We start from the raw sequence: 12,450 nt of genomic DNA, 5'->3' as shown, positions 1-12,450 counted from the left end.
ATTTTGTCTAGGGAAATTCAATTTAAAATCCATCTGGGAAAGTTGGGTTGCAAGCCAAACCTGACAAATGCGGTGATAGAACCCAACACCGCCACGCAAGTTTCTGGGGAAGAAAATCTCCAAGCAAACTTGCTCCACTTTCTACAAAATGCCCAATTTGCTCTCAAACTTTTATGGACTGCATTCATTTAACGGGAATTCGCGGCTATGGCTACACTGGGTATCTACCAGAAGAACAGGTGCTAGGACAATGGTTTGAGGTGGATGTAAGGTTATGGTTGGATATCTCCACAGCGGCCAAGACTGACGCGATCGAAGACACTTTAGATTATCGCAGCGTCATTAGCTTGATACAACATCTGGTCAAAACGTCTAAATTTGCGTTGGTGGAGAAATTGGTAGCAACGATCGCAGATTCTATTCTCCAAGAGTGCGATCGTGTAACAAAAGTCCAAGTCACTCTCAGCAAACCTGCTGCACCTATTCCAGACTTTGGTGGCAAAATTAGCATTGAACTGACTAAAAGTAAGTCCAATCTCTAAAGCACAAAACGTGTTTTTTTCTCAATATCTATAAGTCAGCAAAGAAAGGGGGTTTAGGTGGAGCGTGGAAGGATCTCACAAAAAGAATCTTTCCTGCCATTGCCCCCAGTACCCACTCATTCTCAAAAAACTAAAAAATCCTGCGATCTGCTGATGAGCATTTTACTTACATATTTTCAGATCGCAGGATTTTTGATTAAGCATTAACCAGAAGCGATGAATAGTTCTAAGTAACATCGTTTAACTTATCATTCAAAATTTAAGACAGTTTCAGACGGCAATTTAAATCCCGATTTAGACAAAAACCATTTGTAGCCAAAGCAGTATTAAATTCTTTAATTCCAGATAATGATTAATTTTTAGTAGCAATTGAATGAATGCACATTATTGTATTACATACAACACACTCTATTAAGTTTTTCAACTTATATAAAAGTAGTATATTGTGATTATATCAACTTTTATTCTTGATTAATTTTTACATAAATACTATACTTGCTATCTATACTTTGCTTTAAAAAAAACGATTGTATATTGTTGAAAATCAGTTCTGAATTGCTGGTAATTATATGGTAACTTATACAATTGATGTTAATAACATGATATTAGCCGCATGAAATAATCAAAATTAGCTTTGGCAAGCACAGAAATTATGGGAGGTTAATAATATTACTATTTGATCGTTAGTCAGTATTTATATCAAGCAAGAAAACAGGTTAGGTGAGAGATTGTTTATGATACAATAGTGACTTTTTGATTGAGTTTGACACCCACAATAAAAATCTGAACCTTAGCAAACAGGTTGTTTTAACATGTTCGCCCGAAAAATCCTAGTTGTTGAGGATGAAAAAGTCCTAGCCTCAAATATTAGAAAAAGTTTACAAAAATTAGGCTATTCAGTTTCAGAAATAACTAAGTCTGGTGAAGAGGCAATAAAAAAGGTAGCAGAAACTCATCCACATTTAGTATTAATTGATATCTGCCTAGCTGGGGAAATTGATGGTGTGCATGTAGCGGATATTATCCAGAATCACTTTCATGTGCCTGTAGTATATTTAACAGAGTGTTCAGAATATAAAACATTACATAAAAATCAGCTAAGTGAGCCTTTTAGTTACATAGTCAAACCATTTCTTGAAAGTGATTTACATTTTGCGATTGAAATGGCACTGTACAAACATCAGAGCAAAAAAATATTATACGAAGAAAAACAGAGGCTGGGAGCAATTATTAACAGTATGGGCTGTGCAGTGATTGTGACTTATGCAAATGGTTGTATTCAAATGATGAATCCCATTGCAGAACTAATAACTGGTTGGAAGCAAAGTGAAGCATTAGATAAAGATTTAGTAGAAGTCGTTAACTTAGTTAACAAAGATGTAGGAGAAACAATTGAAAATTTAGCTACATACGTCATGGAAGCAGGTGAAATTTTCAATTTACCAGAAAACTGTACACTGATTACCAAAGAGGGTAAAGAAATAGCGATTGGGGATAATGTTGCACCCATCCGCGATCAAAAAGGCAATATTACTGGCGTGGTTTTAGTTTTTCAAGACATCACCAAGCGCAAGCAGACAGAGGCGCAACTGATTCGCAATGCGTTTTATGATGGGCTGACAGCATTACCGAATCGTGTTTTATTTTTAGATCGACTCAGACAAACAATTGAACGTAGCAAACGCAGAAGCGATTATTATTTTGCAGTTTTATTTTTGGATTTAGATGGCTTCAAAGAGATTAACGATCGCTTTGGGCATGGAATAGGGGATGATTTTTTAGTAGCGATCGCTAGACGTTTAGAGTCGTGTTTACGCAGTGGCGATACTGTAGCACGATTTGGTGGTGATGAGTTTACTGTTCTTTTGGAGGATATTAAAGACATTACCGACGCCACCAATGTCGCCAAGCGTATTCAAGACTCATTGCGATCGCCGGTTAACCTGAATGGATATGAATTATCTACTACAGCAAGCATTGGTATTACTTGGAATTTTAGTAATTATGAGGAGCCTGCTACTTTGCTGCGAGATGCTGATATTGCGATGTACCGAGCTAAACGGCAGGGAAAAGCTACTTATGCCATCTTTAGTTAATTAGTTCTTTTTGTAGCCACTTCAAATAAGTCTGTCATGGAAAAAACTGAAAAACAAAAAATGCTCGCGGGGGAATTGTATTTGGCGGAAGATCCAGAATTAGCTGCCGAAAATAAGCGAGCTAGTCGTCTGTTGCGAAGCTACAATTCTACAACCGAAGAACAGCAAGAGCAACGCCAGCAAATTTTGCAAGAATTATTTGGAAGCATTGGTGAAAAAGTATCAATTGTGCCACCCTTTCACTGTGACTATGGCAGTAATATTTTCGCTGGCAACAAATTGTATATGAACTATGGCTGTGTAATTTTAGACTGCAATCCAGTTCACATTGGTGAAAATGTCTTGTGCGCTCCTTATGTACAAATTTATACTGCTTATCACCCAACAGAGCCGGAAATTCGTCTTTCTGGTAGAGAATTAGCTGCCCCAATTAACATTGGTAACAATGTCTGGATTGGTGGCAGTGCAATTATTTGTCCAGGCGTAACTATTGGTGATAATACAACTATTGGTGCTGGCAGTGTAGTTGTCAAAGACATACCTGAGAATGTTGTCGCTGCTGGCAATCCCTGCCGCGTCATTCGGTATTTGTCCTAGAGTTTAAAACTTATACCCTCTAGCAATCCAATAGAGCCAGTCTGCGATCGCTTCTTGAGTTTCACTATCAGCATCAATGGCTGCTATTTCAGATAGCTTTGCAGAATATACATCTTCATCCTTACCATTAAGGTAAGCCACTTCTACAAACATATCTTTTAAGCACTCATCATCTGGGGCCATCCCCAGTACTTCCACTTCTTTTTCCTCGACAGAACCTGATTTGCGTCCCTTCTTAGTCCATTTAGCCAGAAAGGGAAAATTCAGAGTCTCTTCGAGGTAATAGTACCAACCCATAGCCCGGTCTTCTTTGTCTTCAGCATCTACAATGATTTCTGTTTTAATGCGATGCTCTCGATTTTCTTCGGGTTCAACACTAGGCATAAGATAACGCTTTGCGTATAATGCATTTTGATAATACTACCAAAGTTTTGACTAAGAATAATTTTTCTAATACATATTGATTACTGATTGACATCCTCACCACCGTGTTCGCCCTTGGCGTTCCCGTTCGCGCAGCGTCTCCGTCAGGAGAAGGGTACGGTCGGTGATTCTGGAGTAATGAGTAATAAGTAATAAGTAATGAGTAAATACCCGTTTCAATACTGCTCAGGTTTTGGATTTTTAACTCGGAATTGGGTTTTGGGAAAAGGTTAAAGGGTAAAGGTTAAAGGTTTTTTCTTTCCCCTTCCCCCTTACCCTTTTCCCCTTAACCGACAAGTATTGATACCCGTTTTTCATCCACTCCTTACTCCTTACTCATTACTTTAAAGCCGTGCTGGAAGCACAGGGTTTTAGACCCATTTTCCGGATAAGCTCGACAAAAAACCGCTTGTCATTGACAAACGGTTTTCTAGTTATTGCTCTCAAGGGATAACTTATTTGTTGCGCCAAGATGCCAAGTTATTTCTTAGCACTAAAGCGCGAAATTTTTTAGAGATTAAACAAGTCTCAAATCAGGATAATTTGCCAACACATCATCAGATGTCAGGGTATCATTTTCAGCTTGCGGAGTCCAAAGAACTTCAATTGCTAGAAGCTTGTCGCTAGGGATGCTACCAATTTGGCGCAAAGCTTGACGCAAATCATCAGCACTGTTAATCGCTGTAGGGATTTCAAACTTACCTAATGTCGCCGCCAGTAAGGTGACGATAATGTATTCACCAGGGCCTTCAGTAAATAGGCGGGTGGGGTTGTCGAGTTCACCAGCCGGGGGTAAAGCATCTTTGGCAAGGGCTTCTCTTAGCTGGTTGTTGACGTTAGAAAGAGTTTCTTCGGTAAACTTGCTGCGTTCTGCCAGTGACAGCCGATTGAACTGACCTTCAGCTGAATTCAAACTGGCTTGTTGAGTACCACCACCTGCGTATACAAAGTATTCGGGATGGCGGAGTAAAGCTAGGCTGGCTTCTTGGAGAATTTCTGCTCTCCCCTCTGGGGTGTTCGTATCAGCAGTTTCAGCAATGTGGTTGAGTTCATTTTGCAATTCACGGGCTTGAGCTAATAAACCTACTTGCAAACGAGTTACAGAAACCGGTGAGTTACTACTGTAATCTGCCTCTCCAGCTTCACCGCTAGAGACGCGGCGAAAAGTTTGCAATAAGAAATTAGCGATCGCCAAGAAAATTAAGATGGAAAATAGACCACCAAATCCTCCCCCAATACCCCAGAAGGGAACTATGAAGGGAAAGCCAAAGCCACCACCAAAACCACCACCAGGATAGTATCCGCCCCCACCAGGAGGTGCATAAGTTCGAGGTGTATAGGTGCGACTAGAAGGCGCTCTAAAGGAGCCACCACCGATGCGACCCCCACTGCGGGCTGCTAATGCACCATCGGCGTGACCAAGAGCCAAAGCTAACACTAAGCTTAGGGCTAAGAAGGTTTTTAACAGCGGTTTGATGGTTTGTTGTAGTTTTTTATGCATAATACAATCGCTTGGAAAACGGAATTATTTATGATTTCTCCCCATACTGGTAGGAGTGTTGCGGTATGTCGCTAACGCCAGCCCGTAACAAGCAAGCGAGTTTGTAGCATTTACGTAGCATTTATTTTTAGAGGCTACATATTTAATTTACCGCGTCTTATCTTCGGTAGGTAGCGATCGCAGGGGGGATTTCTCGACTGGGGAACCGTACCTGAAGATATGTTCATCATTACAGAAATTTGCGATGTCTACGACGGGCTACGCCTACGGGTATTTTTTGCTACGTCTTGCAACAGCATTTTCACTCTCATAATTTGCTGTCTAGTGGAAACCCTAAAAATTCGACTGGACTGCCAAAAGGCAAGAGGGGTTTTTAGTTAAATGAATTAAAACTTAAGTGGTGTTTATCCCCGAAAATTGGGGATTTCCGAGCGCGGCACTTGCTCGATTTAGGCAAAAGTAAATTTTGGAGGGCTAGAAAGGATGGGTGACGAGGGAATCGAACCCGCAACCAATAGATTAAGAGTCTACTGCTCTACCGTTGAGCTAGTCACCCACACAAATAACAATAGTAGCACAACTCCTGACAATTTAGCTAGTGCCGCACCAAAAAAAAGTTAAAAGGGGAATTTGACAGTGAAGGTGGTTTGACCTGCTGCACTTTCTACATAAATGGAGCCGCCTAAATGTCTGACCATTTTCTGCACTAATGCCAATTCCAGTCCAGTACCGCTATGTTTCCAAGGATCGTGTTTGGAAAGGTGATAGAAAGGCTCAAAAATCCGTGACAGTTCATTGCTGGTAAGCTCTATCCCAGAATTGGTAATATTAAGCTCTACTGCATTCCCTATCAGGTGAGCCGAAACTGTAATGGATTCGCCCGCTGGGGTGTATTTGCAGGCATGGTTGAGCAGTTCGGTGACAATTCGCTCCAAATCAGTGATATCTGTCTCCAAAGGCGGCAGCGCATGAGCAAAACTCAGGTTTAATTGCTGTCGCTGGCAGTTGGTGAGGTCTCGAAAAGACTCGATAATTGGGTGAAGCCAACTTTGAAAGTCAATGGGAATCAAAGTTGGGGGATCGGGTTCGGCTTCGAGATATGTGAGTGTAAGTAGGTCGTTAATTAATTTGCTTTCTCGTCCACACTCGTTATGTAGAATTTGCAATAGTTGCGGAACTATTTCTATCTCTGATATTTCTGCCGGAGTGAGGACACTTTCAAGCGTTTGGACTGCAAGGCTAATGCTAGTTATTGGTGTCCGCAGTTCTTGAGACAAAGTTCTGAGAAATTGGTTTTTTTGCCGATCGCGTTTTTCTAGTTCTTTTACCTGTGCCTGGGTTTGTTTGTAAAGCTGGGCTTGACGAATAGCGATCGCACATTCATTTGCTACCTGCTGCACTAGCTCAATTTCAAATTCATCAAAAGCCTCTTGTGATGGTCTTGTCAACCAAATATTTCCCAAAATCCCTTGAGTATCGAAAACTGGACAAGCCATCTGGGACATAACTAACAAGTTCGGTTGCCATCCAGGCACAATTTCCAAAAATTGCAAAGTTTGTTTCTGCAACAACGGCTGATAAACTTCAAGACGGTCTGCAATCTGTCTGGTCAATCCCTGAAACTGGGGTAAGTTAGTGGTGTACTCGTAGGTAATAGTTACTAGGGTTTTGCAGGTGCTATAGAGTTCGATTTGGCAACTATCAAGATTGAGTAACTCTGCTAATTCCTGGGTGAGAGTCTGCAACACCTGAGTTTGATCCAGACTGTCGCGGATTTGTTCTGTCATGCGTCGCACCAAGGCTTCAAAGTTTCGCACCTGCTGCAACTGATTGATGTGCTTCTGTTTCTGCAACTCCATCTTAGCTTTGAGATCCTTGATCTGCTGATGAAGTTCTGCCTGTTGGACAGCAATGCCGATTTGAGTTGCCAACTGCTTTAGCAAGTCAGTTTCCGTTTGTTGCCATTGACGTGATTCACGGCAATGCTGGGCAATCAATAGCCCCCACATATCTTGCTCTTGGAAAATCGGCACGACTAGATTGGCTCTAATCTGCAAAGATGCCAGGAAATCTATATCGCAAGGATGCAATCCGGCTGCATCAATATCTTCGATAACTTGAATACAACTTCGTCCGTAGTGTTCTGGATGTTTGCCACTGAAGCCGGGATCGATGATGTTTTTTCCCAACAGGAGATCATCGGCAGATCCAGTTGATTCGGCAATGATTACTCCACTGCCATCAGTCTGGAAGCGATAAATTAGCACGCGATCGCAATTCAAAAACTGCCGCAGTTCAATTGTAGTCTGATGCAGAATTGTCTCTAATTCTACAGATTGGTGAATTCGTCCAGCGATCGCTTCTAGCAGTTGCTCTCGTTCAGCCTGGTATCTGATCCCTTGTTCTGCTTGCTTAACAGAGGTAATATTGCTACTAGTACCAATCAGTCGATAAATCCTAGAGTTAGCATCTCGTAGTGGCGTCAGAGTCGTGCTCCACCAAGTGGGAATTCCCTGGAATTGCAAACATTGTTCGTAAGAAATAGTTTTGCCGAATAGCACGCAGTCATTATAATGCTGACGCACCCTTGCAGCATCGATGGGAGAGAGAATATCCTCCGGTTTTTTGCCCCGAAGATCATCTGAGCGAATACCTATCCACCGCTCATGAGTGGGATTAAGTGCCACATATCGAAAATCTCCGTCCTCCAGAACATCAACGACGAAGATTGATGCCTGCACAGAATCGTACATGCTTAGTAGAAACTGCTCACTACTGTTTTTCTCATCTACTTCTGTGCCGAAGAGAATCTGAGGTGGTGATAATTTTGTCAACTCCATAGTTGATTCTGCTGGATTTTTATTCATGCGAGAGTCCCACTCTTGTATTACTGACTCTTCTAGGCGCTCTCTGATCGTTAAGCTTGTAGTAGATGCACTTTAGCGCCTATAGCAAAGTATTGTCAGCCGTTGCTCATCGAAATTTGGATCTTTCTCTACTTCTTGTCAGAAATCTAGGAAAGCTAAGTAGGAGTCAGCTTAACAAATCCTGCTTTTTGAAGGCGAAAATACATTTGCAGGTTAGGGCAAACTTCCTAAAACTGAATTTTTAACGGTTTTTAACGATTCTTGCATATATCTAAGTGCAAGTATCAGTATGGTGAATTAAATTTATTATTCTTAATAAAGAGAGTAGAGGAGCTTACGTAGGCGTAGCCCGCCGCAGTCATCGCAATTTGTGAGCATTGATTCCTGTGAGGATACCAACCAGCAGCCAAGTGATGGCTAATCCTATGACTTCGCCGAAGAATAACTGCGTCCAGTGGTGCAAAAGCATCCCGATAGTAGAACCTACAGGGATAGCAACAGCCCAACTTGCCGAACAGACTAATATCCATCGCCACGCCTGATACTGGGGAATTGCCAACCATTGAGCCAATCCAATTCCGAAGCCGCCAAGCGCACCATAAATGGCCCCAGATAGGATTCTCTGAGGGAGAATTTGAGTGCTAGGTACAATCCAACCTACAGCACCAATACCGATAGCGGTGATAATACTCCAACCCAAAAGACTTGACCAAATCCACCTGATACAAAATATAGGTTGTTTCAGAAGACAGCCTTGAGGAAGTGCGATCGCAAATCCACCGATAGCAGCCTCTACCAGTCCAATATCAGGTTTTTCGCCGACTTCAATTAAGAGTAAACTCAATACAAAACCGCCAAAAGTAGCTAAAGTCCACAGCAATGCAAAGCCAAATCTAGTATTTCCAGGCGCAAATGGCATCAAAGTTTCTTTGGTGGTAATAGTCTGATAGTTTTAGCATTAAACATCTCAAAAAAAGCTTTGCGTCGTTGTTGGGGTGATTCTGGTGCGATGTAACCCCAAAGACTCTCCCAGTAAAAAAAGGAGATACCATCAAAATTGCGATCGCGCACTACCTGAACCTGTTCTCTCACTTGTGCGATTTTCACCGGACTACGCACTGTTCCCGTTGATATCCCAATTCCTACAGAAATTAGACTTTGAGCCAATTTCACAGGTGGTTGTTCGAGTTGAGCGATAAAAGACTTTTTATCATTTCGATATACCTGTAAAATTAACTCATCAACCAAACCTTTTTTTACCCAATTTTCCCAATCTTGTAAATAGTATTTGTAGGCAAAAGCTTGAGGATTGGGAGACAAAGATATTTTAACTTTAGGCTTAATCGCCTTGACAGCTTGATAAATTTCTGCCATAAAATCCGTAATTTTATCTGCTCGCCAACGCATCCATTTTGAGTTAAAAGGATCACCGGGGGGACTTTTGCCTTGGTGTTCTTGCTGGTAGAGTTCTATAGTGAAGCGATCGTAGCCAAACTGTACAGGCATCCCAAAATGATCGTCAAGCTGAATACCATCCACATCATAATCTCTGACTACTTCTAAAATTAGCTCTTGAATAAACTCTTGCACTTGTGGATGTAAAGGATTCAACCAAGCCAGCTTAGTTACTAAAATATTGTCGATTTCTTCTGGTGGAGCATTTTGGATAGAATTTATACCTTCTTGCCCAATTGTCAACCAGTCAGGATAACGCCTTGCTAATTGTGAATAATGCGGCGTCATAAACCCGTATTCAAACCAGGGAATGACTCTCAAATTTTTATTTTTAGCAAGTGTTACTATCTTTGCTAAAACATCCTGTCCCCCGTGCATGAAATTGAGCAAAGGTTGAGTTTCCGAGCCTGTAGTCATTTTAGCTACAGCACTTTTATAAAAAGTATGTCCTCGGTTCCAAACTACAGGATAAATTGTATTAAAATTAAGAGCCGACAATTGATTTATAGCACGGTTAATACCCCAAGGAATAAATAGTACACCACTAGCAACATTAGTGAGCCAAACACCGCGAATTTCTGTAGTTAAAGGAATTGTTTTTTGGGAATAACCTGGCTGTGAAGAGAATGAAAAAACTGTTAAAGTGACTACTAATCCCCAACATAGAAAGTAAGAAATACAACGGCGAGCAACCCGATTCATTTGTAAGCGTGACCTAGTGCGATCGGAATATATATAACTACAAAATAAAGTTATAATCCTCCGGATAATGTAAAGGAATCATGATTAAGAATTCAGGAGTCAGAATGGGCTAAACGCCCCGCTATCGCTAACAGAATTCAGAATAATTTCAATAATACGGAGCCAATTTTGTTCATGAATATACTTAACTATTCCCAAACATGATAACTCCTAATTCCTAACTCTTAGAAGTTTTTTTAAAAGTGTTTTTTTGTGACTTTAGGCACTTTTAGATACCCCTAAGCACACTAAAAAAGGGGAGCCGAATTAAACTCACCCTTTTTAGGGACTTTCAAATAAAAAAACATCCCAAATTTCTTGGGGGATGGGTGTCATTGGTGTCAACTTAACGTCAAAGCAAGTCTATAAATAGCTTTTAGATTGCCTCGTTCCCAGTCTCCGACTGGGAATGCTCGTCGTTGAGGCTCCGCCTCCCTTCCTGGCGGCAGAGCCACCAGGAGCCGCATTTCCAGCCATAGGCTGAAAACGAGATTTGAATAGGGTTTTAGCTTAAGTTTACAACAATGGTAAGATGCCCACCCCACAAGGAGCTTTTGCAGTCTCCAGATCCGCTCCTGACTTCTTTCTTCTTAAAATCTTTCCACACCTTCAAATTGTTTGATAGATGATGCATTTGCTGCTTCACCACAAGTGCGTGGTGTGGGAAATATCTTTTCAGGATTTGCTAACCCTTTGGGATTAAAAACTTGCCGCACCCATTGCATAGTTTCTAAATCAACTGGGCTAAACATCTGTGGCATATAGCACTTTTTCTCTGCACCAATGCCATGTTCTCCAGAAATACTACCACCAACTTGGACACAAAGCTTAAGAATTTTCCCACCCATTTCTTCTACTTGTTCTAATGCTCCAGGCACAGAATTATCATAAAGAATTAGCGGATGAAGATTGCCATCACCAGCATGAAATACATTAGCAACGCGATAACCATATTGTTGACTTAATGTCTCAATCTCATGCAGAACATAAGGCAATTGAGTCCGAGGAATTACACCATCTTGGACATAATAATCTGGGCTTAAATGTCCAGCGGCAGCAAAAGCAGCTTTGCGTCCTTTCCATAATTTCAATCTGGTTTCTGGGTCAGTCGCAGAAGTGACATTACGAGCACCATTTTTTTTACAAATTTCGATAACTCGCTGTTTATTCCCTACAACTTCCACTTCTAAACCATCAATTTCTATGAGTAGAATGGCAGTAGCATCGCGGGGATAACAATTAGTTGCAACAACATCTTCAACTGCATTGATACTAAAGTTATCCATCATTTCCATACCACCAGGAATAATTCCGGCGCTGATGATGTCAGAAACAGTTGCCCCGGCAGCTTCAATACTAGTAAAATCTGCTAATAGCACACAAATTGATTCTGCACTTTTGAGAATTCGCAAAGTAATTTCCGTAGCAATTCCTAAAGTGCCTTCAGAACCAACAAAAACACCTGTTAAATCATAACCAGGCATTTCTGGAATTTGTCCGCCTAAATCGATAATTTCTCCTGACGGGGTGACAATTTTTAATCCCAAAACGTGGTTAGTGGTGACACCATATTTGAGACAATGTACGCCACCAGAATTTTCGGCAATGTTGCCCCCAATAGAGCAGATAATTTGACTTGAGGGGTCAGGAGCATAGTAAAAACCAGCACCATTGACGGCTTGTGTCACCCAACTATTAATCACTCCTGGTTGTACAACTGTGCGTTGATTTTCCAAATCAATGCTGAGGATTTGCCGCATTAATGAGGTAACAATTAAAACAGAATTTTCAACAGGTAAAGCGCCACCAGATAGACCAGTACCAGAACCGCGGGCGATGAAGGGTATAGAATATTGATTGCATACCTTCACAACTTGGGCAACTTGTTCTGTAGTTCTGGGTAACACCACCACAGCGGGACGTTGGCGATAACCAGTTAAACCATCGCATTCATAGGTAATGAGTTCTTCTCGGCGTTGCACCACACCATTTTTACCAAGGACAGCCTCAAATGCTTTGATAATGGGTTTCCAGTTGCGTTGTTTTTTATCTTGAGTAAGCATAGGTTTTTCAAATTTAAGGTAGATGTATGGAGTATTGCAGGCTTTTTTGGAACTGCAAATTTTTCAGTGGATGGGTGTGAATTGCAAGAGTAATAATTAAAAATGGCTTCTGCAAGCGATCGCACTTCTTCAAAAGCCATTTTACCATTAAGGATTAAGTGTAAA

Annotated in this window: 10 protein-coding genes and 1 tRNA gene; 4 read left to right on the top strand and 7 right to left on the bottom strand. The window is 41.2% G+C overall.

Going from position 1 to position 12,450, the window contains the following annotated elements:
- Positions 1-3: 3 nt before the first annotated feature.
- The 4 genes from ACWATR_RS10515 to ACWATR_RS10500 all read left to right on the top strand — a co-directional run bounded on the left by ACWATR_RS10515 (position 4) and on the right by ACWATR_RS10500 (position 3,235).
- On the top strand, positions 4-192 hold the full coding sequence (locus ACWATR_RS10515) for a hypothetical protein (RefSeq protein WP_460332059.1): 189 nt from the start codon (positions 4-6) through the stop codon (positions 190-192).
- Positions 174-542, top strand: coding sequence for a dihydroneopterin aldolase (gene folB, locus ACWATR_RS10510; protein WP_460332057.1), 369 nt, complete (start codon positions 174-176; stop codon positions 540-542). Before ACWATR_RS10515 ends, folB begins: the two co-directional genes overlap by 19 nt.
- Positions 543-1,354: 812 nt before the next feature.
- Positions 1,355-2,638 carry a diguanylate cyclase domain-containing protein gene (locus ACWATR_RS10505; RefSeq protein ID WP_460332055.1) on the top strand — a complete coding sequence of 428 codons (1,284 nt, stop codon included), beginning with the start codon at positions 1,355-1,357 and terminating at the stop codon, positions 2,636-2,638.
- Positions 2,639-2,674: 36 nt separating this feature from the next.
- On the top strand, positions 2,675-3,235 hold the full coding sequence (locus ACWATR_RS10500) for a sugar O-acetyltransferase (RefSeq protein ID WP_460332053.1): 561 nt from the start codon (positions 2,675-2,677) through the stop codon (positions 3,233-3,235).
- Between the two features lie 3 nt (positions 3,236-3,238).
- Here ACWATR_RS10500 and ACWATR_RS10495 read toward each other — a convergent pair whose 3' ends face one another.
- The 7 genes from ACWATR_RS10495 to glcD form a co-directional block, all read right to left on the bottom strand.
- A complete protein-coding gene (locus ACWATR_RS10495; RefSeq protein ID WP_460332051.1) occupies positions 3,239-3,619 on the bottom strand; it encodes a calcium-binding protein in 381 nt (126 codons plus the stop codon).
- Positions 3,620-4,175: 556 nt separating this feature from the next.
- Positions 4,176-5,159, bottom strand: a complete 984-nt coding sequence (locus ACWATR_RS10490; RefSeq protein WP_460332049.1) for a DUF1517 domain-containing protein — start codon at positions 5,157-5,159, stop codon at positions 4,176-4,178.
- Positions 5,160-5,643: 484 nt separating this feature from the next.
- Positions 5,644-5,715: transfer RNA gene (locus tag ACWATR_RS10485), tRNA-Lys, on the bottom strand.
- Positions 5,716-5,776: 61 nt separating this feature from the next.
- Positions 5,777-8,026, bottom strand: coding sequence for a PAS domain-containing sensor histidine kinase (locus ACWATR_RS10480; RefSeq protein ID WP_460332047.1), 2,250 nt, complete (start codon positions 8,024-8,026; stop codon positions 5,777-5,779).
- Positions 8,027-8,384: 358 nt separating this feature from the next.
- Positions 8,385-8,945: a hypothetical protein gene (locus tag ACWATR_RS10475; protein ID WP_460332045.1), complete on the bottom strand. Its 561-nt coding sequence runs from the start codon at positions 8,943-8,945 to the stop codon at positions 8,385-8,387.
- Complete coding sequence (locus tag ACWATR_RS10470; RefSeq protein WP_460332043.1) at positions 8,945-10,183, bottom strand: glycoside hydrolase family 10 protein; 1,239 nt, start codon at positions 10,181-10,183, stop codon at positions 8,945-8,947. Before ACWATR_RS10470 ends, ACWATR_RS10475 begins: the two co-directional genes overlap by 1 nt.
- Positions 10,184-10,812: 629 nt before the next feature.
- On the bottom strand, positions 10,813-12,285 hold the full coding sequence (glcD, locus tag ACWATR_RS10465) for a glycolate oxidase subunit GlcD (RefSeq protein ID WP_460332041.1): 1,473 nt from the start codon (positions 12,283-12,285) through the stop codon (positions 10,813-10,815).
- Positions 12,286-12,450 lie beyond the last annotated feature (165 nt).

This window comes from Nostoc sp. UIC 10890, from assembly GCF_054786515.1.
Note: the sequence above shows the minus strand (reverse complement) of the source record. Positions and strands in the feature narration are given on the sequence as shown.

Excerpts from the sequence above, each read along its gene's own strand:
- ACWATR_RS10495 (WP_460332051.1), bottom strand. The coding sequence starts at position 3,619 with ATGCCTAGTGTTGAACCCGAAGAAAATCGAGAGCATCGCATTAAAACA.
- ACWATR_RS10470 (WP_460332043.1), bottom strand. The coding sequence starts at position 10,183 with ATGAATCGGGTTGCTCGCCGTTGTATTTCTTACTTTCTATGTTGGGGA.
- ACWATR_RS10475 (WP_460332045.1), bottom strand. The coding sequence starts at position 8,945 with ATGCCATTTGCGCCTGGAAATACTAGATTTGGCTTTGCATTGCTGTGG.
- ACWATR_RS10500 (WP_460332053.1), top strand. The coding sequence starts at position 2,675 with ATGGAAAAAACTGAAAAACAAAAAATGCTCGCGGGGGAATTGTATTTG.
- folB (WP_460332057.1), top strand. The coding sequence starts at position 174 with ATGGACTGCATTCATTTAACGGGAATTCGCGGCTATGGCTACACTGGG.
- ACWATR_RS10505 (WP_460332055.1), top strand. The coding sequence starts at position 1,355 with ATGTTCGCCCGAAAAATCCTAGTTGTTGAGGATGAAAAAGTCCTAGCC.
- glcD (WP_460332041.1), bottom strand. The coding sequence starts at position 12,285 with ATGCTTACTCAAGATAAAAAACAACGCAACTGGAAACCCATTATCAAA.
- ACWATR_RS10490 (WP_460332049.1), bottom strand. The coding sequence starts at position 5,159 with ATGCATAAAAAACTACAACAAACCATCAAACCGCTGTTAAAAACCTTC.
- ACWATR_RS10480 (WP_460332047.1), bottom strand. The coding sequence starts at position 8,026 with ATGAATAAAAATCCAGCAGAATCAACTATGGAGTTGACAAAATTATCA.